The organism is Fodinibius sp. GM108 (genome assembly GCF_058386985.1).
Genome location: NZ_JBYEIR010000011.1, coordinates 39,218 through 59,810, shown reverse-complemented (window position 1 = coordinate 59,810; position 20,593 = coordinate 39,218). Strand labels below are relative to the sequence as shown.

At 43.2% G+C, this 20,593-nt stretch carries 18 protein-coding genes; 10 read left to right on the top strand and 8 right to left on the bottom strand.

Annotation, left to right across the window (positions count from 1 at the left end):
* Window positions 1–34 precede the first annotated feature (34 nt).
* The 4 genes from ACT3ID_RS17185 to ACT3ID_RS17170 all read left to right on the top strand — a co-directional run bounded on the left by ACT3ID_RS17185 (window position 35) and on the right by ACT3ID_RS17170 (window position 2,638).
* Entirely contained in the window at window positions 35–637 is a 603-nt protein-coding gene (locus ACT3ID_RS17185; RefSeq protein ID WP_491543296.1) for a TonB family protein, read from the top strand.
* 151 nt (window positions 638–788) lie between these two features.
* Window positions 789–1,472 (top strand): CDP-alcohol phosphatidyltransferase family protein, encoded by a 684-nt coding sequence (locus ACT3ID_RS17180; protein ID WP_491543295.1) that lies wholly within the window; start codon window positions 789–791, stop codon window positions 1,470–1,472.
* A 50-nt stretch (window positions 1,473–1,522) separates the two neighbouring features.
* The gene (locus ACT3ID_RS17175; protein WP_491543294.1) at window positions 1,523–1,705 is read left to right on the top strand and encodes a PspC domain-containing protein; all 183 of its coding nucleotides are present in this window, start codon (window positions 1,523–1,525) and stop codon (window positions 1,703–1,705) included.
* A 90-nt stretch (window positions 1,706–1,795) separates the two neighbouring features.
* Complete coding sequence (locus ACT3ID_RS17170) at window positions 1,796–2,638, top strand: hypothetical protein (protein ID WP_491543293.1); 843 nt, start codon at window positions 1,796–1,798, stop codon at window positions 2,636–2,638.
* A 234-nt stretch (window positions 2,639–2,872) separates the two neighbouring features.
* Here the strand turns inward: ACT3ID_RS17170 and ACT3ID_RS17165 are convergent, their stop codons facing one another.
* Window positions 2,873–3,733, bottom strand: coding sequence for an SDR family oxidoreductase (locus ACT3ID_RS17165; RefSeq protein WP_491543292.1), 861 nt, complete (start codon window positions 3,731–3,733; stop codon window positions 2,873–2,875).
* Window positions 3,734–3,818: 85 nt separating this feature from the next.
* Here ACT3ID_RS17165 and ACT3ID_RS17160 point away from each other — a divergent pair, with 85 nt between their 5' ends.
* Window positions 3,819–4,364 (top strand): DUF488 domain-containing protein, encoded by a 546-nt coding sequence (locus ACT3ID_RS17160; RefSeq protein ID WP_491543291.1) that lies wholly within the window; start codon window positions 3,819–3,821, stop codon window positions 4,362–4,364.
* 64 nt (window positions 4,365–4,428) lie between these two features.
* Here ACT3ID_RS17160 and ACT3ID_RS17155 read toward each other — a convergent pair whose 3' ends face one another.
* From ACT3ID_RS17155 to ACT3ID_RS17145, 3 genes are all read right to left on the bottom strand, one after another.
* Window positions 4,429–5,610, bottom strand: a complete 1,182-nt coding sequence (locus ACT3ID_RS17155) for an acetyl-CoA C-acyltransferase (RefSeq protein WP_491543290.1) — start codon at window positions 5,608–5,610, stop codon at window positions 4,429–4,431.
* Window positions 5,611–5,717: 107 nt separating this feature from the next.
* A complete protein-coding gene (locus tag ACT3ID_RS17150) occupies window positions 5,718–8,090 on the bottom strand; it encodes a 3-hydroxyacyl-CoA dehydrogenase/enoyl-CoA hydratase family protein (RefSeq protein WP_491543289.1) in 2,373 nt (790 codons plus the stop codon).
* An 84-nt stretch (window positions 8,091–8,174) separates the two neighbouring features.
* Window positions 8,175–9,974: an AMP-dependent synthetase/ligase gene (locus tag ACT3ID_RS17145; RefSeq protein ID WP_491543288.1), complete on the bottom strand. Its 1,800-nt coding sequence runs from the start codon at window positions 9,972–9,974 to the stop codon at window positions 8,175–8,177.
* A gap of 138 nt (window positions 9,975–10,112) precedes the next feature.
* Here ACT3ID_RS17145 and ACT3ID_RS17140 point away from each other — a divergent pair, with 138 nt between their 5' ends.
* Both ACT3ID_RS17140 and ACT3ID_RS17135 read left to right on the top strand, forming a co-directional pair.
* A complete protein-coding gene (locus ACT3ID_RS17140; protein ID WP_491543287.1) occupies window positions 10,113–10,544 on the top strand; it encodes a hotdog fold thioesterase in 432 nt (143 codons plus the stop codon).
* 105 nt (window positions 10,545–10,649) lie between these two features.
* On the top strand, window positions 10,650–11,006 hold the full coding sequence (locus ACT3ID_RS17135; protein ID WP_491543286.1) for a four helix bundle protein: 357 nt from the start codon (window positions 10,650–10,652) through the stop codon (window positions 11,004–11,006).
* A gap of 51 nt (window positions 11,007–11,057) precedes the next feature.
* Here the strand turns inward: ACT3ID_RS17135 and ACT3ID_RS17130 are convergent, their stop codons facing one another.
* Window positions 11,058–11,774, bottom strand: coding sequence for a hypothetical protein (locus ACT3ID_RS17130; RefSeq protein ID WP_491543285.1), 717 nt, complete (start codon window positions 11,772–11,774; stop codon window positions 11,058–11,060).
* Window positions 11,775–11,912: 138 nt separating this feature from the next.
* On the bottom strand, window positions 11,913–13,568 hold the full coding sequence (locus ACT3ID_RS17125) for a class I adenylate-forming enzyme family protein (RefSeq protein WP_491543284.1): 1,656 nt from the start codon (window positions 13,566–13,568) through the stop codon (window positions 11,913–11,915).
* A 139-nt stretch (window positions 13,569–13,707) separates the two neighbouring features.
* On the opposite strand from ACT3ID_RS17125, the gene ACT3ID_RS17120 reads away from it, so the two are divergent.
* Complete coding sequence (locus ACT3ID_RS17120) at window positions 13,708–14,502, top strand: protein-L-isoaspartate(D-aspartate) O-methyltransferase (RefSeq protein ID WP_491543283.1); 795 nt, start codon at window positions 13,708–13,710, stop codon at window positions 14,500–14,502.
* 198 nt (window positions 14,503–14,700) lie between these two features.
* Here the strand turns inward: ACT3ID_RS17120 and ACT3ID_RS17115 are convergent, their stop codons facing one another.
* Entirely contained in the window at window positions 14,701–16,422 is a 1,722-nt protein-coding gene (locus ACT3ID_RS17115) for a tetratricopeptide repeat protein (RefSeq protein ID WP_491543282.1), read from the bottom strand.
* A gap of 288 nt (window positions 16,423–16,710) precedes the next feature.
* Here ACT3ID_RS17115 and ACT3ID_RS17110 point away from each other — a divergent pair, with 288 nt between their 5' ends.
* Window positions 16,711–17,529 carry a hypothetical protein gene (locus tag ACT3ID_RS17110; RefSeq protein ID WP_491543281.1) on the top strand — a complete coding sequence of 273 codons (819 nt, stop codon included), beginning with the start codon at window positions 16,711–16,713 and terminating at the stop codon, window positions 17,527–17,529.
* Between the two features lie 43 nt (window positions 17,530–17,572).
* Window positions 17,573–19,258, top strand: a complete 1,686-nt coding sequence (locus ACT3ID_RS17105; protein ID WP_491543280.1) for a S8 family serine peptidase — start codon at window positions 17,573–17,575, stop codon at window positions 19,256–19,258.
* 64 nt (window positions 19,259–19,322) lie between these two features.
* Here the strand turns inward: ACT3ID_RS17105 and ACT3ID_RS17100 are convergent, their stop codons facing one another.
* Window positions 19,323–20,411 carry a class I SAM-dependent methyltransferase gene (locus ACT3ID_RS17100; protein WP_491543279.1) on the bottom strand — a complete coding sequence of 363 codons (1,089 nt, stop codon included), beginning with the start codon at window positions 20,409–20,411 and terminating at the stop codon, window positions 19,323–19,325.
* Between the last annotated feature and the right edge of the window lie 182 nt (window positions 20,412–20,593).

Sequence of the window (20,593 nt, the reverse complement as noted above, 5' to 3'; positions counted from 1 at the left end):
TACGAACAGTGAGTTTGAGCAAACGCAATCTCAAATGGCAAACGCACCAAATCTCCCTGATGGTTCCCAGCCATTATATGTAGTAAATGGGAATGAATGGGAACAAAAGGATGAAGTAATTCAACGCTTATCTCGGGTTAAGTCAAAATATATTAAAGATATCACTGTACTTAAGGGGCAGAAAGCCGAAGATAAATATGGAGAGGCTGGAGTAAATGGCGTCATAGAAATACAGTTTGCAGATGGTATTGACGAAGAAACCGTATTTTCTGACTTAAAAGATGTAACACCAATGCCACGATCTTCACCAATAAAATCAGATGAAGATGAATTCTTTGTAGCCGTCGATGAAATGCCCGAACTTAAAGGTGGTCTCGAAAGTCTGCAGAAGAAAATTAACTACCCTGAATTAGCTCGAAAAGCTGGTATAGAAGGAAGAGTAATTATTCAGTTTATTGTCAACGAAGAAGGACAAGTTGAAGATCCGCAAGTTATACGTGGTGTTGGCGGCGGTATTGATGAAGAGGCTTTACGTGTTGTAAAACAGGCAAAGTTTGAACCCGGCATGCAAAACAATCAGCCGGTTCGCGTACAATATTCCCTGCCTATTTCCTTTAAGCTTTCTTCAGATGAATAAGAAAAAGTTTTTTAATAAACTTTTATGCTCGGAATAATGTAAAAATACTTTTATTTCTGCCTTCTTAAGAAAAGCGGGACTTCATAGGTTCCGCTTTTTTTATTTTATTGTGATCATCAGCATAAAGGATTAAAACAAATTTACTCTATTTGTGAAAACGGCGGCAGCTTATGGGGTGCATATATTAACAGCCCTTGGTGCGGGGCTCGGTTTGTGGGCTCTTATATTAACCTACGATGGATTTTACCAGGAAGCAATATGGGTACTGGCGATCTCTGCTATTATCGACTCGATAGACGGAGCTCTTGCACGCATCACCAAAACCAAGATTCACGCCCCAAAAATTGATGGGGCATTAATGGATAACATTGTTGATTTTATCACCTGGACGATCGCTCCCCTTTTATGGATTTATGCGGCTATGCAATTACCTCTGTGGGTGTTAATGATATGTGCCGTGGCCAGCGCTTTTGGATTTTCCAATACCAGCGCAAAAACAGAAGACAACTTTTTTCTGGGCTTCCCCTCATATTGGAATATAGTCGTCTTCTATATTTTCCTTCTCAATTTGCCAACAGAATTCGCCTCTGCAATACTGCTAATGTTTGCCCTGGTAACGTTTTTACCTGTAAAGTTTATCTATCCAACACGAACAAGCTATCTTCGGCCCGTAACATTAATACTGGGAATTGTTTTTACTCTGCAACTTATAGCCCTCATGTATTATTTTGATCAATCTGCACCCTGGCTTGTTTACAGCTCATTTGCTTTTCCATTTTACTACTTTGGACTTTCGTTTTACATGAATATCAAAACAACTGAAACATCCCTGTAACTTTTTACGTAGCATTCACACAAGATTATAACCAACCAATTGATTAGCATATGGGAGCTCGATTAAAAAAATCACGAACTGACAGAATGATCGCCGGCGTTTGTGGCGGTATTGCCGAGTATCTCGGCTGGGATCCTACAATAGTCAGAATTATTTTTGTGATCACTACTTTTCTTGGGTGGGGCAGTCCTGTTTTACTCTATTTTATTCTTGCGTTGGTAATGCCCGACTAGTTTATCTTTTCTTTTCGGCACAATTCATTTTGAAAACTTAGCGCTATTTCATAACTATGGTTTATCAATCATAGTCTGAAGTTATCCATTATGAAAATTGGTATCGTTGGTCCTGCAGACCGAGCTATTGCTTGGGAAAAGCATCTGCGTCCCCACCGGTTGGTTTCGGAAGTAGCTATTGCGGGCAACTTATCAGAGATTGGTGATATCGATGCCTGTTTTTTACTGGATCATGAACTACAGAACTTACTTAAAACGGTAAAAGCAGGATATCACACCTTTTTTATTGCACCTCTCCCTACTAATACAAAAGAAGTTGAGAAAATCTATCATGCAGCCGAAGAATCGAATGTGTTAGTGCAGTTTTCGCATTGGCCCACCCTGGCTCCGGCCTCTAAATGGATGGCAAAAAAAGTTGCGAAACCTTCTTTCATTCAAATTCACCGACAGATCGATCACTCCAATTATCTGGAATCTGATCACAGCTTTGAATATTACTGGATGGATGAGCTGGCATTTTGCCTCCGATGGATTAACGGTACTGTTCATCATATCGATTTAAAAACCGTTGAGCTAATGTATAACCATATTTATGCTCTTCATATGTTATTACGTTTTGACAGCGGTTCGACGGCGAATATCTACGTCAATGTTACTGCTGAAAAAACGGAACACCACAGGCTGGCAGCCAACAGTCATTATTTACTGGATTGTGACGTGATCAATCAATCGGTGCGGCTGGGCGAAGAAAACGAAAACGGTCATCTGTATTTCAACAAACAAACGTTCGATGCCTCTAAGTCGGCCGAACTTGCAGCACTGGAATTTATTAAATCGATTCAGTTTAATCGCTCCACTATTTATAACGCCTATCATCTGTGGGAGCTGAATAAGACAATGGATAAAATTAAAAAGCGACTTAGTCGGGTTTGATTAGATTTGGCGTTACCGTAGCTTCACTCTTAGTTACTGCCCCCTAATCAGTCATTCCGAGGAAGCCGTGATTTCCGGTGACGAGGAATCTCAAGTGGAGTTAAATGCAGTAAGTTTCAATTGGTAAAAGCCACTTTCAACGCCTGAGATCCCTCACAATGTTCGGGATGACAGAAAAGGGGAAAAGTTTTACAATTTTCTCATCATTGTGTTAGCTTTGCCGATTATCCCGGGTTAACTATTACGCTTATGCATCATCTTGAAAAAACCTTTTAACTCTTCTCGCGACCCCAGCTTATCAACAAAGTTAAACTGTCCTGCCGACAAGCGTTCTCCTCCGTCAATTACCACGCATTCCCCCGTCATATAGGATGCCATATCTGACATTAAAAAAGCAGCTAAATTCGCCAATTCATCCTTCTCACCATAGCGACCGGCGGGAATTTTCGAAAGAAATTTCTTTTCAGCCTCCTCATCCGGAATCAGCCGCTTCCAAGCGCCTTTTGTAGGAAAAGGTCCAGGAGCTATTGCATTTAGTCGGATTCCATATGTTGCCCATTCGTAAGCAAGTGACCGTGTCATCGCCAGCACGCCCGCTTTTCCACATGCTGAGGGCAGCACAAATGCAGACCCTGTATTCTCTGAATAAGTCGTAACCATGTTTAGAATATTGCCTTCCCGCCCTTCATCAATCAAGTAGTTACCAAAAACATGCGTACAGTTGAACGAGCCATGTAATACGATATCAACTACGGCTTTAAATCCACCGGGACTCAAATCCTCGGAGGCCGACAAAAAGTTACCCGCCGCATTGTTAACCAGTCCGGTCATCGATCCAAAATCTGCAATAATTTCCCTGATCATCTCTTCTATTCGATTATATTTCCGTACATCTGCCACATAATATTTTGCCGAGCTCTCATTGGCGCCCTCTTCTATTTTCTGAACGGCATCTTGAAGTTTTTCTTCTGTTCGACCACAGATAGCGATATCACTGCCGAGCGAGGCAAACTTTTTAGCCATGGCCAGTCCCAACCCGCTGCCACCACCTGTTATAAGTATCACTTGATCTTTAAGCGTATCTTCTGTGAACATAATTTAATTCCCAATTAAAAAGTTATTTGATCCAATTTATTATTTTGAATAGTAGTAATCAGATTCAATTTGATTTTGCTTTACTATGAGTACTGCTTACACAATCGGTCACTCTACTCGAGAAATCGACGAGTTTATCCGTCTCCTAAAAGAACATAATATTGAACTGCTGATCGATGTTCGTCGTTTCCCAGGCTCCCGGCGATATCCTCAGTTTAACAAAGGGAATTTAAAACAATCACTTAATGATGCTGATATCAACTATCAGCATATGGAAGTGATGGGCGGACGACGAGGAAAACCTGATAAAGACAGCGTAAACGACGGCTGGCGTAACAATGGCTTCCAGGCTTATGCAGACTATATCAATACTTCTGAAGTTCAGGACATTATCAACAATTTAGCCAAACTTGCAGAGAATACAAGGTATGCGCTGATGTGTGCCGAAGCCGTGTACTGGCGTTGTCACCGGAGGCTCATTGCTGACGCTCTCTTAGGAAGAAATATTACTGTTTACCACATTTTAGGTCCTGACCAACTTAATGAGCATTCCCTCAATGATATGGCTCAAGTTCTTGAAGATGGACGAGTTATTTATCCCTCCAATCAACAAAAATTATTTGACGATTAGAACGTCTAAACCGGAAAACATATTTGTGTTAAACCCGCTCAATCAGCGTAGTCTGTGTTCTATGTTATGTAAGATTCTCAAAAATACCGGCTGCTCCCATGCCGCCGCCCACGCACATGGTCACCAATCCTAATTGTTTGTCCAATCGCTTGAGATCGTGCAAAATCTGGGTCGTCAGCTTGGCACCCGTACAACCGAGCGGATGTCCCATGGCAATAGCCCCACCGTTGATATTGACGATATCCTCATCTAGTCCTAATTCTCTGATTACAGCAACAGACTGTGCAGCGAATGCCTCGTTGAGCTCAATCAAGTCAATATCGCTTAATTCCATGCCCATTTGCTTCAGCACCTTCGGCACCGCTTCAACGGGACCAATTCCCATGATTTCTGGTGGCACTCCGGCTACTGAAAAACCGTGATATTTAGCTATTGGTTCAAGGCCAAGTTCATCAGCCTTTTCGCGGCTCATGACCATAACCGCAGCTGCAGCGTCATTCATTTGGGATGAATTCCCGGCCGTAACTGTTCCGCCCTTCTTAAAAGCGGGACTTAATTTTGCTAGAATTTCTTCGGATGTATCACTTCGGGGACCTTCATCCCTATCAAAAATAAATTCTGTCTCCTCAACTTCTCCATCGGCCGTCACTTTCTTTTCTTTCACTTCAATCGGCACAATTTGATCATCAAAATAGCCTTTGTCCCATGCATCTAATGCACGTTTGTGACTTCGATATGCAAAAGCATCCTGATCTTCACGACTAATCTCATACTTTTCAGCAACATTCTCGGCAGTCAATCCCATGTTGATATATATTTCGGGGTAGTTATCAACCAAATCGGAATTAAGTCGCGAGACATATCCGCCCATTGGCACGAGAGACATCGACTCTACACCGCCGGCAATAATTACATCTGCGGCTCCCACCATAATACGCTCGGCAGCCTGGGCGATGGTCTGTAACCCAGATGAACAGAACCGATTCATCGTGGCAGCAGGTACAGAAGGCGGCAAGCCCCCTAGTGCAGCACATTGGCGGGCAATATTGAGTCCCTGTGCCGCCTCGGGAAAAGCACAGCCCATAATCACGTCATCAACCTGATCGGGCTGGAGGTTCGGAGCCTGCTCCAGCAGATTTTTTATCACTTCTCCGCCAAGCGTATCGGGCGGCGTAAATCGCAGTGATCCTTTATTCGCTTTTCCGGTCGGTGTTCGCGCAGCAGCAACAATTACAGCTTCTTTCATAGTTATTGGTTGTTGGTTGTTAGTTATAGAACACGGATGCAGCTGATTTAACCGATAACCGCTGATTTTAATCTGTAAATATCTGCTTAATCCGTGTAATCTGCGTTCTAGTTTCTCAACGGTTTTCCTTTCTTCAGCATGTGCTCAATTCGGGCTTGGGTTCGCTCATTTTCCAGCAGCTCCATAAAAGCCTCGCGCTCTAGACGTAGAATATAATCCTCCGGCACCTCCTGCGGCTCGCTCAGATCTCCCCCGCTCATCACGTAAGCAACTTTCTCGGCAACAACCTTATCATAATCGGTAATAAAATTCCCTTCGTGCATAATGTGTAACATCATCTTTAAGGAACTCAATGCCTGTTTCCCCAGTACTTTAATCATCGGTTTTTCAGGCGGATAGTAACCCGCATCTGCCATTCGTCGTGCTTCGGCCTTTGCATTAGCAATCAACAGGTCACGATTCATAATTACGAGATCAGAATCACGCAGATATCCCAGCTTCCTTGCCTTAGGTGCGCCGTCTGATACCTCGGCCATACCAATATTCTTGAATTTTCCTCTGATATTCGGCAGCGGATCGACCTGTTCATCTTTCATCAGATTTTGCATCGTTCGCAGAAGCATCTCTTTGGTGCCACCACCAGCCGGAAGCAATCCAACACCCACTTCCACAAGTCCGGCGTACAGCTCATGATGGGCAACCACTTTATCTGCATGCAAAATAAACTCTACGCCCCCGCCCAGAGAGCGTCCAAATGGTGCAACGACTACCGGAAACGGCTGGTATCGTAATCCAACTGCTGTATCCTGGAAATTCTTAGCGGCTTTTCGAACACGTTCCTTATCCCCCTGTTGCCAAGTCTGCATCGCCTCCATCAAGTTAGCGCCATATGTAAAATTGTCGCCATCATGGCTAATAACTAAGGCATCAAACTGCTTTTGAACCACTTCACAAGCTTTTTGCAGCGACTGCACAAGCTCAAAACCGAGCGTGTATTTTCGGGTTCGGAATTCAAACAGGGCTATGCCATTCCCCAGATCATACAGACCGGCGCTGTCGTTACCAAAGACTTCTTTATCATGGGCTTTCAGCGACGAAACAGTAATCGCCCCTTCAGCAGGTGGAGTAAGCTCATCAATCTCTCCCGTCACCAAATTATAAACAGTACCTTCTTCTTTGTCATAGAATTGATTGCGACCGCTCTCCAACATATCCACAACATTTTGCGGCACATTCAGTCCCTCATCTTGCATACGTTCGACTGATTCCTGAACACCGATAGCATCCCACCGTTCAAACGGACCCAGCTCCCAGTTGAAGCCCCACTTCATGGCACGGTCAATAGACTCTACAGAATCGGTGATTTCAGGAATACGATTCGCCGCATACAACAGCAGATCGCAATTAATCTTCCACAAAAACTGCCCGACTTCATCATCCTGATTGACTAAGAAACGAAGTCGTTCTTCCGAACTGGAAAATTTCTTTTTTGCTTCTGTCGCGCTTTCAAACTCCGGATCGATCTGAGATTCGTATTCGCCTGTCTCGGGATTGATAACTCTATACTCCTTTCCCGACTCCGTGCGTACTTTCTTATAAAAACCTTCACCGGCTTTATTGCCATGCTTGCCCTCCTCTACCATCTGCTCAAAAACATCGGGCAGATCAAACACTTCTCGGCGCTCATCATCGGGTATAGCGGGATATAAGTTCGTTGCTACGTGGTGAATCACATCCAGGCCCGACATATCGGCCGTACGAAAGGTAGCCGCTTTGGAATAGCCGGTAAGTGTACCCAACAGATAATCGATCTCTTCGGCACGAAAATCCCCATTAAAAAAGTGTGGCATGATACTGGCCATAGAAAATATGCCGATCCGATTGGCAATAAAGTTGGGGGTATCTTTGCACTGTACCACACCCTTGCCCAGATCCCGTTCACAAAATCGGGACATAAATTCTGTGACTGCTTCGGAGGTTGACTCTGTCGGAATAATCTCCAGCAGCTTCATATAGCGCGGTGGATTGAAAAAATGCGTACCCAGAAAGTGATTCTTAAATTCTTCGGAGCAATCTTCGCTGATCTTGCCAATCGGCAAACCGGAGGTATTTGAACTAATGATTGTCCCCTCCGTTCGCACCTCTTCAATTTGGGACATCATATCCTTTTTGATATCCATCTTTTCAATGATCGCCTCGCAGATCCAGTCCACATCACCCAGTACCTCTAAATCATCAGAAAAATTACCCGGCTTAATACGATCGGCGTATTCAGGCAAAGCCAGCGGGGACGGGTTCATTTTTTTCAGCTTCTTAATGTTATCGAGCACGATCTGGTTGGGATTTTCGCTCTCTTTATCTTTCAGATCGAGAAGCCAAACCTCTAATCCGGCATTCACACAATGCGCTGCAATTTGGCTTCCCATTGTTCCCGATCCAAGTACCGCTACTTTCTGAATAGAATAGTTATCTGAGCTCATATATATCTTTTTTAGCCGCGGATCAGCGCGGATATTTCAAATTTTATTTTATAATAAGATGATAAGATTTAACCTGCCTGAATGTTAAGCCGTTTCTTTTTTCTCCTCGTCATACATTGATTCTATTTCATCCTCATAACGTTCTTTCACCACTGGTCGTTTAACTTTTAGTGTTGGGGTAAGTTCTCCCGAATCAATAGAAAATGGCGTTTCGAGAAGCACGAACTTTTTAACTGTTTCCCAAGGCGAAAGCTGGCTGTTCACTTTATCTACTTCGCTCTGAATCAGATTCCGGACATCAGGATCTTCATTGATAGGTTCAGAAACAGATTTTCCGCGCCCTTTCAATCGCTTCTTGACGTTTTCATAATCAGGTACAATCAGTGCTGAACAGAATTTCCGCTGATATCCAATCACCATCGCCTGATCTATAAAGCCGCTTTCACTTAACAGGTTTTCCACTGTCTGCGGAGCTACATATTTACCTGTAGAAAGCTTGAATACCGATTTTTTGCGGTCGGTAATATACAGGTAGTTATCCTCGAGCTTGCCTACATCTCCGGTCATGAACCAACCATCCTCATTAAAAACTTCTTCTGTTTTCTCGGGATTGTTATAGTACCCTTCCATCACATTGGGTCCTTTGGCTAATATCTCACCATCATCGGCAATCCTAATATCCACATTGGAAAGAGGAGTTCCCGAACTGCCCACGCGCATGTGATTTTTATCGTGTACTGACAGTACCGGCGAAGTTTCTGTAAGTCCATATCCCTGCATGCAGATAAATCCCAGGGCATTCATAAACCGAAATAAATTATCAGAAAGCGCTGCGCCGCCACTTACCATGCCAAGCAGATTTCCGCCGAACATGTCCCGAATTTTAGAATAAACCAATTTATCGGCAATTTTGTGCTTTATGGCATCGAATCCGCTTGGCGGATTTTCAGGATCATAATTCTCGGCCCGATCAATAGCCCAGTAATACAGCCGTTTTCTCAGTCCGCTGAATTCCTGTCCCTTTACTTTAACACCGGTATGAATCTTCTCCAATAATCTCGGTACCGTAGCAAAATAGTACGGTTTTATTCGCGCAAAATCTTCTCGTATATCATCAACATCTTCAATGTAATATATCGGATATCCCATGTTCAGATACAGATAGGTAATCATCCGTTCAAATACGTGGGAGAGCGGTAAATACGAAAGCATTCGTTCGTCTTCGCGTACCGTCTCATCAAAAGGCACACGTTCCAGCGAAGCCAGCAAATTAGAGGCAATATTATTGTGGGTGAGCATCACTCCTTTGGGATCCCCTGTCGTGCCGGAAGTATATATAAGTGATGCCAGATCATCAGGTTTAACATTTGCCCTAAGCTCTTCAAAAAGTTCAGGGTTTTCGTCATGCTTTTGCTTTCCCTTTTCCAGGATAGCATCAAACGTTTTAAGCTTCTCATGCTTTGATCCCAAAATTGATATAACCGCCTTAACGTTTTCAATACCTTTGATGATCGACTTTGTATCGGCAAACAGTTCATCATTCGAGACGATATGAACTTTAGCTTCGGAATTTTTGAGAATGTATTTAATTTGTTCTCCGGGCTGGGTAGTATATATCGGAACATTAACGGCGCCGATAGAGAGAATCGCCTGGTCACAAATCACCCATTCGGCACTGTTTTCTGAATGCAGGCTCACCTTATCCCCTTGGCGAATACCCAGCTCATACAAACCCAATGCAAAGTTGCGGACTTTTTCACGGAATTCTGATTTGGACGTGTCTACCCATTTTCCGTTTCGCTTGGTAGAAATAAAAACTTCCTTGTCGTGCTTTTCGAGTCCCTTTTCAATTTCTGCAATAATAGTAGTCGGATCGTAAGCCATAGCTCTACTCTGTTTAGTTGATGATGACACCCTTTGTTAACTTAAACGAATATGGATGATTTAAAAGTCTGTTTAAATTTTTTATTGCGCCATTATAATTATCTTAACTTCCACTAATCAATTGTAACAGAATAGTTTATGTATATCCAACCCAATATTGAAAATCGCGTTAAAAAGTTCCTCGATATCTCTGAGAAAAATATGGGTGATGCCATGGGGATCACTTTTACTTCCTTTAAAGAGGATGAAGTAAAAGCCACCATGCCGGTCGATGAAAATACCATTCAGCCATTCGGACTGCTACACGGTGGAGCCTCTGTTGCCCTGGCAGAGACACTGGCGTCTATAGGAGCATGGCTGAATATCAAAGAGGAAGGGAAATCAGCTGTAGGAATAGAAATTAATGCTAATCACATGCGTGCTGTCAAGAAAGGCGGAAAAGTTATGGGAGTGGCAAAACCCATCCACCGGGGGCGACAAACACAGGTCTGGGAGATCAAAATTTATAACCAAGATGAGAAGCTGGTTTGTGTGTCGCGGTGTACGTTGGCGGTAGTAAGGCAGTCTTGAGTCGTGAGTCTTGAGTTGTAGGGATGTGTAGAAGATTTTTCGTAAGGAAGAATTAGGTTATCGGTCTTACATATAAAACAATCTTAAACGTAAGACTGAAAAATTATGAATAGATTTAAAAATCTGGAAATCTGGAAAAGAGCAGTCCCATTAGCCACTCAAATTTATAAAATCACTTCTAATTTTCCTGCTGAAGAAAAGTATGGCCTTGTTTCCCAACTACGGCGATGTGTTGTTTCTATAGGATCAAATATTGCTGAAGGAGCCGGACGGAATACAAAGAAAGATTTCAAACGGTTCTTAAGTCTATCATATGGATCTTCATATGAGCTTGAAACACAACTGATTATTGCTACCAATCTTGGTTTTGTAACAGAAGGTAAAAGCAAAAAGCTATGTCAAGAGATAAATGAGCTTCAAAAAATGATCTTTACATTTTCAAAAAAACTAGAGAGCAAATAGTATGATGCAGCTTTCACACCACTCTCATGACTCAAAACTCACAACTCATGACTACCCATAGAGCTGCTGCAAAAGTTTTCGCTTGGTAATCGGAAAAATTGTTTCGCGAAAAGGAAAATCGAGATCTGTGTCAAAAGCATACGTAGCGGGATTGGGCAACTTTTTATGCTCATCTATAAGCTGCAACTTAATGGCATTCGGCGAACGGTGAGCTCCTTTTTTATCCAGCCCCTTCAAAAAGGCCGTTTTCAGTGACCGATATTTGTCCTGAGAACTTTCAAAAACAGTAAGTTCATACTCGAATAACAACAATTTTGACTCCTCGTTATCAGGTACAAAGAAATAACCCTCATCGGTATAATTGGGGACAATCCCCACCTCTTCAAGCTTGATTTCATCATCTACAAACTCATAGATAGCTTTCCCTTCTTCGATTTTTGCCTTTATCTGCGGCAAAGCCCATTCAATTAAATCCTCTACCTTAGAAAGGTCCTCACCATCTACAAACACGACCTCATGCTCTATTACTTCGTTCACAAAGTCGATCTTTTTAATCCGCTTGGGGAACTCATTACGAAGATCACGCAGTCGATTCAGAATATCATCAAGCGTTTTGTACAGATCCACCAAATGACTTAAGTGCGGATATATCTTGTTCATCTGAAAATCATCTGATACCGCTTTAAGCGCTGCAAGAATCTTGTATTGCTGGGATTCAAAATCAGATTGAACACGCGTAAAAAGATCGAGATTAAGTGAATGACTCATGGAGACCTCTAACTTTTTTAACCGTAACGTAGATAATGTTTCCTAAACCTTAAGTAATAACGACGTTAGGGGCAAATTTTATTGTGTTTATTGTGATGAAGGGTGCAAGTTTCAGGAATCAGAAAATCCTAACATGGATTAATCCTCTTTAAATTGTACATCTTTCCACTGCTCAAAATGATGTGTCACCTTTCGACGCTGATATTTCCCCGTTGATGTCACCGGAATATCATCTCCAAAAACTACCACTTTGGGAGACTTTGAAAACGGCAAATGCTGCCTGCAAAATTCCAGGATTGCCTCTTCATTTTCGTCAGCTCCCTCTTTAAGCTGAACGTATGCCCCCACTTCTTCACCGTACCACTCGTTTTCAAATCCCACGGCGATCCCCGCCTTAACGCCGGGCGCCTTGTTGATCACTTCATCGATCTCTAACGGAGCCAGATTTACCCCGCCGCGAATAATCAACTCCTTAAGACGACCGGTAATAAAAAAGTAAGGACAACCCTCCTCATCTTTTACATAAAAACCTTCGTCGCCGCTGCGAAACCAGCCGTGCTTGAACGTTTCTTCATTCGCTTCCTGATTATTATAGTATTCCAGCATCACGTTCACACCACGGACAACAATTTCACCGCGCTCCCCTTCATCAAGATCATTACCATTCTCATCATGAATAGCCATTTCATTTGCCGGAATAGGTATACCTATACTGGGATATCCATAGTCTGATATCCACTTTTTATGCTCTTCTTCGTCCAAATCAACAGGCAGAAAACAGGAGTAACAGGTAGTCTCCGAAAGTCCATATCCGTGAATAATAGGAATATCAAATCGCTCTTCGAACGTTTCGGCAACTTTGATGGTCAAAGGACCCGCACCGCAGATCACATGGTGTAATGTAGAAGTGTCTGGCTGTTCTTCATCTTTATAATAATTGTTGAGATACTGAAGTAGTGTCGGCACCATGCTCACAATATGTACACCCTCTTCTTCGATAATGGGAAAATAGCGACTGACCCGGAACCGCTGATTCAGCACCGTAGATCCGCCAGCAAAAAAAGGAGTGATTAACGTGACTACGGTCCCGTTCACGTGATGAATAGGCAACACACACATCATGCACGTATCTTCATCAATCTCATGCCAATCAGCAATGCTTCGTGCATCCTCCAGCAAGTTACGCTGACTCAATACCACACCTTTTGGCGCGCCGGTAGTACCTGATGTAAACACTATAAATGCCTCTGATTCGGCCATAGAATCATCAGGAATATCTAATTCTCCCTCGGCTTTGGTGAACGTGTCTTCTCTTTCCTCACAAACAATCCATTCGATATGTTTTAAATTGTCATACGTTTCCAACACACCGCGAAGACGATCCCGGTAGTCTGTACGTACAAAAGCCAGCTCTACCTGACCGTTTTCAAGAATATAGGCAATCCGCTCATCATCTTCGCTAAGGCTGACCGGCACCACTACCAATCCCAACAGCCAGGCCGCAAAATAATGGACTACGGTATGCCAGTGATTATGAGAAATTGTGGCAATTCTGTCTCCCTGACTCAATCCCGAATCCTGCAAAAAACGAGCACAGTTTAATACTAGCTGAAAAAATTCTGAATAGCTTAGTTCCGTCCGATTATCATCTTCATCAATATAGGTTAGAAAATTTCTCTCATCATTTGCTCTATTTTGTATCAGCTCCCGAAAATCCTCAAATGGTATCGGAGGAGGCGGATTTTCCAAACTGCGTGCGTGATCGATTTTTTTCCGAAGCTCTTTATAATCCATAGTACTATTATTATTTCTCTTTCAGCCTGTTTCCCAATTTTAGTTCTTCAATTGCGGAAAGGCAAGCGTACCCACATTAAGATGAACTAAAGATGTTCTGTTTATCGTTTTAAAAACAGAATAAAACAAGGAGATCACCATGAAAATTACTCAAAACTTACTTCTTTGCCTTTTTCTCATAAGCACTATAGGCTGGTTTTTTTCGGATGACAGAGCTCCCCAGCCTTTCCACGAAAATGCCACAATTGATACACCAGCCGATACTGTCGAATGGAATCGTCCGCGTTTCTCCGAGCGTGAAGATGATCGGCACGAAATGGTGGAAAAGGGTATCAAGCAACAGGGTGTTACCGATCCCGATGTACTCGAGGCCATGAGAAACGTACCCCGGCACCTGTTTGTACCGCGTCCCTATCAAGAGCATGCTTATCTAAATCGACCGCTGCCCATCGGTCACGACCAAACAATATCACAGCCCTATATTGTGGCTTATATGACCGAAATGCTGGACCTTGAAGCTGGTGAAAAAGTTCTGGAAATCGGCACCGGCAGTGGATATCAGGCAGCGGTGTTATCCGAATTAACCCCGTATGTATATACTATCGAAATTGTTGAACCACTGGGAGAACAAGCACGTCAGAGATTTGATGAATTAGGCTACCATACAATTGAAACCAAGATTGGCGATGGATACAAAGGATGGCCAGAACACGCCCCCTTCGATGCCATTATATTGACGGCGGCTCCTGAAGAAATTCCCAAACCATTAATTGAACAGCTAAAACCGGGAGGCATTTTAGTTGGACCAGTTGGCAGCACTGACGAGGCGCAGTTTTTAACAAAAGTCACAAAATCCAAAGATGGTGAAATAGAATCACATCGAAAAATCCCGGTTCGCTTTGTTCCCATGACCGGTGAATCGCAAAAGCACTAGTCAGCGAAATGTTTTCACAGAAATGATACTCCAAACCGACGCTTAGAGCCAACAATCCGTTTTTGGTGACAAAAAATAGACAGTAACTCCTGTTTGGGAGTACAACTCCCTCACAACTAAACCGGTTAATGGCACAAATATAACTAAGACAAAAAGACACCGGCTAAAGTCGCCGGCGCCTTGTCAGTTGCCTCTAATTTATTCATTCAAATAACCCATCTTTTCTTTGGGGGAATCCAATATCCGGGTAGTAGTCAATTCAATATCGGCATATTTCCAGGCCTCATCGAACTGTTTTCTCACCTTTTGAGCTTCTTCTGTTCGTCCCTGCGCCATCAAACTTTGATGCAATCCAAACAATGACCAACCATTATTCGGAAACTCCAGAAGATCTGTACGATATACCCGCTCTGCTTCGACTGGTTTTTGAGCATCAAGCAAGACGGCACCGAGATTGTGCCGCACCGGGAAAAACCAGTCCGGCGGTTCGTTATAGCTCATCTGATCCTCTATAGCAATTGCTTCGTTCAATAACTCGACCGCTCTGTCATATTCTTGATTGGCAGCTGCTATTTCTCCCTCCAAAACGCGTTTGGCCACTTGCATCAAATCATAAGCATTATTCATAATTATAACTTCCTTCAGAGAATCGTCATCAGCAATGGTATGTAATTTTTCCAGCTCTTGCTCTGCATTTTCGATTTCTGCGCTGGCAACATACGCCATACCACGTGCATAATGCCAGACACCGCGAGGATAGCGCAGGTCATGGTCTGGTTCTGGTGTAGCCAAAATTTCATCCCACTCTCCAAATCGCACATTTCCGTACAGCGGAATAGTCCAGAAATGCTGAAGTATTCCCATACCCGGCGCCCGCATAATCTCTGTATCAACATGTTCGAAAGTATGCTTAGCGGCTTCCATACTTAACTTTTTCCGTCCCTCCAATGTAGCAGTGGCCCACAAAAAGTGATGATTGTGGGGTATATATCCTATTGGATAAATACCCTGCTGATGACATTGAGCCACATATTCATTATCCGACTCAATCGCCCGCTGATTAGCCAGTGATCCTTCATGATACATACCCAGGCGAATATAGGTGTGAGCCGGCATATGCACTAAGTGTCCTGCACCGGGTACAGCATCGCCAAGTCTATTTGCACTCTCCAGCGCTTTTTCGGGATTGGGCGACGCCTCTGTTGCATGGATGTACAAATGATTGGCCATCGGGTGATCGGGATTCTTTTCTATCACCTGCTCCAATACCTCCAAAATTTCCGGTGTCCATGGCTGTATCTCTTTTTCTTTTGTCCAGAAATCCCACGGATGCAGATCCATCAATGCCTCAGCATACAACACTTGTGCATCCAGATCATCGGGATATTTTTCGGCTACTTTCTCCATTGCCTCGGCATAGGCTTCATCCAGCGGCGTACGATCCTCAGGCGGACTTTCGGAATAACGTTTTGCCAGGGCATCAATATATTCACGCTCTCGCTCTGTTCCGTTATCCCTAAGCTCTTTGGCTTTTTGGATAGCTTCCCACGCCACGGGAACGGACTCGGGCAGCATCGGTAAATTCAGATTTGGTCCCTGCACTAAAGCTACCCCCCACCAGGCCATCGGATGGTCAGGCTCCAATTCTGTAACCTGGCGAAATGATCGTTCGGCTTCTTTATGGTTAAAACCGTAAGTCAGCATTATGGCTTGATCAAAGTATTTTCTGGCCAGAGTATCCTCCAGTGATACATCAAAATGATGATCTCCCATCCCTTCCAACAGCGGGGCCATTTGATCGCTAAACAAATTTTGACCTTCTGATTTTTGCTCACATGACATAGTCGAAATTGCGACTAATATCAGCAGCATCAGAGAAGCCATCTTTATCCCGGGTAATAAATAACTTTCTTCATTCATATCTCCCTCTAATTTTTTGTTTTTGCTATCTATGTTGTTTATCCACAGATTGTTTCTTTCAGAGAAGCAATCAGGTAGTCGCGGATTCAAAAGTTCCAGATAATCCCCAAGTTACTATTTTTATTTTATTTACAGAACAAAATATTTCATTAAGGATTAATAAAACACTCATTAAACCACATAAGATATTTAGCTAAAATAGTATTGAATAAAAGTTCTTTCCGCACTAATAAATTATTCTTAGCTTTTAATTTATCAGCAGATCTGTAAATCATTATCACATATATCATGATCAATTATCGTCTTATTTTCATTGCTATTTTTGTTGCGCTATTACCTGCTATGTTGATGGCTCAATCGCAGACGATGACAACTGCCGAAACGATTGATGTTATAATTGAAGAAACCAGTGTTAGCGGAGAACTTAATCAGCCAATAGATGAATTGGAGATGCAGTTTTCCCAAAATCCCTTTGGGTTGCCGGCCCAGCAAAATGAAAGATTGATGGAGCTATACTCAGAAGCTTTTGAACCTGAATCGACGCTACAATCTATACGTAATACATTTGATAAAAAATTTGATCCCCAGTATGCTGAATCGGTTATGGTCTGGCTGGAAGATGAAAATACACAGGAAGTCCATGAGGCCGAAAAGGAGTTCTATACAATTCAGGGTACCCGCAAACGGATTGTCAGCAAATACGAACTGGAGCAAAATCCGCCCGGGCAAGAACGAATCCAACTGATACAATCTCTGGCTCAAAGAACATCAGCTGCTGATACAGAAATAGAATCACGAGTAATCATCTTTAGAGCTATGATTAATGCTTTTAGCGAACTTAGCACACAACAATCATTTTCCAGCAGTCAAATTGACGGTTTTGCCCAAAATTTTCGTAATCAGATGAAAGCACAGGTTAATGATCAAGTTACCAATCACCTGTTGACAAAATATCACGGTATAGATAATACTTCGCTTGAAAAATATGTTTCTTTCTATGATACAGAGGCAGGCCAATGGCTAAGTAAAACAACGTCGGAGTCGATATTTGCGGCTCTGGAAACTGCTTCTGAACAGCTAATTGAAAGCGTAGATGAAGTAGAGTAAATGCACAAAATATTCTCCCAATAAATTAATGCACGCTGATTCCATGAATAAACAATCGCTATTAATACTCGCTCTTTCAATCATCTTTTACAGCTGTTCTACAACAGAACCAGCTACACAGCCTGATTCCACTCCCGAAAAAGAACAGCAAACACAAGAAGAACCTGTTGACTTTTCTACGATGCTGGAACCGCCCAAAGGCTGGCACCATCTGGATGAAGAAGAAAGTCAGTTTCGCGGTATTAGCAGTCAGCTGGCTTATGAAACGATCCTCAGTGACAAGTCTCCCGAAAAAGAAGTGGTTGTTGCGGTCATTGACGGCGGAGTTGATGCCGAGCACGAAGACTTGCAAAACGTGATGTGGGTTAATGAGGATGAGATACCAGATAACGGTGAAGACGATGATGGAAACGGCTATGTGGATGACGTGCACGGATGGAATTTTATTGGCGGTGAAGACGGGGATAATGTTAACCATGATACATTTGAGCTTACGAGGCTATATCAGCAGCTGCAGCCGCAATTCAGTGATGTTGATACAACTTCGCTAAGTCAGGAAGAACAAGAGCAGTTCGCCTATTACAAAGAGATAAGATCGGCGTATGAGGATAAGGTCAAAGAGCTGGAACAACAGTATAATAATATTGAATCTCTGGAACAGAGCAAGGAAGAGGCGGAACAGATCCTGCAAGAACATTTCGGCGATACCACCTACAGCTATGAAGATGTTGTTGAGCTGGAGCCCGCCAATCAAGAAGTTGGTTTTGCCAAAAACGTAATGACCTATGTGCTGGAAAATGAAATCGACTCTACCCTCATTGCAGATCAAAAGAAACAGATTTACGAATTTGCTAAATACGGTTACAACCCTGAGTTCGATCCCCGGGATATTGTGGGCGATAACTATGAAAACAAAACGGAGCGTGTATACGGCAATAATGATGTCGCCGGTCCGGATCCGAGTCATGGGACCCACGTTGCGGGAATTGTTGCTGCCGAAAGAAATAACGGCGTGGGCGTAAACGGGGTTGCTACCAACACACGAATTATGGCGATCCGCGCCGTTCCCAACGGAGACGAACGAGATAAAGATGTGGCCAATGCCATCCGCTATGCCGTGGATAACGGAGCCGATATCATCAACATGAGTTTCGGTAAAGGCTATTCACCTCACAAAGAAGTTGTCAATGAGGCTATAAAATACGCTGATGATAATGGTGTCTTGATGGTTCACGGTGCTGGTAATGAAGCTAAGAATTCGGATCAGAGCTCCAGCTATCCTACCGATAATTATGGCGGAATGTTCAGCGACTCATCAGCTACACTCTGGCTTGGTGTGGGAGCTACAACCTGGAAACCCAATGAAGAATTTGTTGCCAATTTTAGCAACTACGGCGAAGAAACCGTCGATCTTTTTGCACCGGGTGTTGATATATACTCCACGATGCCCGATAACGAGTATGAATTCCAGGAAGGTACGAGCATGGCTTCGCCGGTGGTAGCTGGTACCGCTGCTCTGATCATGGCTTACTATCCGGAACTTTCTCCTCAACAAATCCGACAGATTATATTGGATAATGTTGTTCGGTATCCTGATCAGGAAGTTCGCCTGCCTCACGAAGGTAATCCCGAAGAGTCCGAAACTGTTTTATTTCATGAGCTATCGAGTTCGGATGGTGTAGTAAATGTTCATCGGGCACTTCAGGCGGCAGAGGAAATGAGCGACTAAATATTAGGCTTGCTAAGTTTTTTGAAACTTAGCAAGCCTTAGAGCCTGGGGATTCTTAATAGCATCATTTTTTCATCACGTAGTAATCATTCTGGATATCATGCTCCAGCCGGTGGATCTCGATGTCTTCAAATCCCGCTTTATTCAGGAGTTCCTGTGCTTTCTCACGGCCCCACATAGCACCAAGTCCATCTCCGCCCTGAGCAAGTGAAACAGACATGCAATGCATTGTTGAGACAGTGTAAAGTGCCGGACCCAGCGGGTGATCCATATTTTTATGCACGTGTCCCATGGAATGAATATCCTGCATCAGGTACAAACCACCCTGCTTTAGCGTTCGCTTGATACCTGTCAATACGGAAAGTGGATTTGCCTGATCATGGATGGCATCGAAAGTCGTTACAAGGTCATAGGTATCCGGTTCGGCCGTCTTATCAAAATCACTGGCATCGCGGACCTCAAACTCTATGTTATCTAAACTTCTATTATCAGCTTCGCTCCTGGCCCAGCTGATAGCTTCTTCTGAAAGATCCAGGCCTTTGAATTTGCTTTTCGGGAACATCTCAGCCAGTTTCAACATTGCTTTGCCGCGGCCACACCCAACATCTAAAACAGAAATGCCTTTTTGAAGTTTTTCTGTAAGCTCCGGAACTAACGGCAGAATGTGATCTTCAAGCGCATCCAGCACAGTCATTCCACTGTCTTCGGCCATCACATCATGAAATCGATCATATTTTTCATAGGGTACACCTCCGCCGTTGCGGAAACATGTAACAACGTCATCTTCAACGCTGCCCATCACCGAAATCCACTGCGACATGGCAGCCAGATTATCAAGTTCTGTATCACGGGTTAAAAACTGAGCGTGCTCCGGAGGCAATCGGTAGCTATCGGATTCATCTACCTGTACGACACCTCCTGTAGCCATCGCTCCCAGCCATTCTCTTACATATCGCTCATTTAAACCAGCCTTTTCAGCCAATTCTTCGCTATTGGTCCATCCTGTTTGAGCCATTGTATCAAACAGTCGGGTACGATGGCCAATTGAAATCATCAACATTAAAGCACCGCTATTCAATGCAGTGACAAACCACTCATCAAAACCTGTTTCAGTACTTGCCGTTTGAGGCATCGTGATTGCTGGATTACACATATCTTCCTCCTTAATAATGAATTAACATACCAACTAGTCGGTATGTTAAGTAAAAAGAGATACAATAGTCAAATTAAATTTTATTTTATGGCTTTTGTTTCCCTATAAAATTATTTAAGCAGCAATTAAAGGGCTGCTGACACTTAAGATTGCAACATACCAACTAGTATGTTATAATTCGA

Excerpts from the sequence above, each read along its gene's own strand:
- ACT3ID_RS17185 (WP_491543296.1), top strand. The coding sequence starts at position 35 with ATGGCAAACGCACCAAATCTCCCTGATGGTTCCCAGCCATTATATGTA.
- ACT3ID_RS17175 (WP_491543294.1), top strand. The coding sequence starts at position 1,523 with ATGGGAGCTCGATTAAAAAAATCACGAACTGACAGAATGATCGCCGGC.
- ACT3ID_RS17170 (WP_491543293.1), top strand. The coding sequence starts at position 1,796 with ATGAAAATTGGTATCGTTGGTCCTGCAGACCGAGCTATTGCTTGGGAA.
- ACT3ID_RS17165 (WP_491543292.1), bottom strand. The coding sequence starts at position 3,733 with ATGTTCACAGAAGATACGCTTAAAGATCAAGTGATACTTATAACAGGT.
- ACT3ID_RS17160 (WP_491543291.1), top strand. The coding sequence starts at position 3,819 with ATGAGTACTGCTTACACAATCGGTCACTCTACTCGAGAAATCGACGAG.
- ACT3ID_RS17155 (WP_491543290.1), bottom strand. The coding sequence starts at position 5,610 with ATGAAAGAAGCTGTAATTGTTGCTGCTGCGCGAACACCGACCGGAAAA.
- ACT3ID_RS17150 (WP_491543289.1), bottom strand. The coding sequence starts at position 8,090 with ATGAGCTCAGATAACTATTCTATTCAGAAAGTAGCGGTACTTGGATCG.
- ACT3ID_RS17145 (WP_491543288.1), bottom strand. The coding sequence starts at position 9,974 with ATGGCTTACGATCCGACTACTATTATTGCAGAAATTGAAAAGGGACTC.
- ACT3ID_RS17140 (WP_491543287.1), top strand. The coding sequence starts at position 10,113 with ATGTATATCCAACCCAATATTGAAAATCGCGTTAAAAAGTTCCTCGAT.
- ACT3ID_RS17135 (WP_491543286.1), top strand. The coding sequence starts at position 10,650 with ATGAATAGATTTAAAAATCTGGAAATCTGGAAAAGAGCAGTCCCATTA.
- ACT3ID_RS17130 (WP_491543285.1), bottom strand. The coding sequence starts at position 11,774 with ATGAGTCATTCACTTAATCTCGATCTTTTTACGCGTGTTCAATCTGAT.
- ACT3ID_RS17125 (WP_491543284.1), bottom strand. The coding sequence starts at position 13,568 with ATGGATTATAAAGAGCTTCGGAAAAAAATCGATCACGCACGCAGTTTG.
- ACT3ID_RS17120 (WP_491543283.1), top strand. The coding sequence starts at position 13,708 with ATGAAAATTACTCAAAACTTACTTCTTTGCCTTTTTCTCATAAGCACT.
- ACT3ID_RS17115 (WP_491543282.1), bottom strand. The coding sequence starts at position 16,422 with ATGAATGAAGAAAGTTATTTATTACCCGGGATAAAGATGGCTTCTCTG.
- ACT3ID_RS17110 (WP_491543281.1), top strand. The coding sequence starts at position 16,711 with ATGATCAATTATCGTCTTATTTTCATTGCTATTTTTGTTGCGCTATTA.
- ACT3ID_RS17105 (WP_491543280.1), top strand. The coding sequence starts at position 17,573 with ATGAATAAACAATCGCTATTAATACTCGCTCTTTCAATCATCTTTTAC.
- ACT3ID_RS17100 (WP_491543279.1), bottom strand. The coding sequence starts at position 20,411 with ATGTGTAATCCAGCAATCACGATGCCTCAAACGGCAAGTACTGAAACA.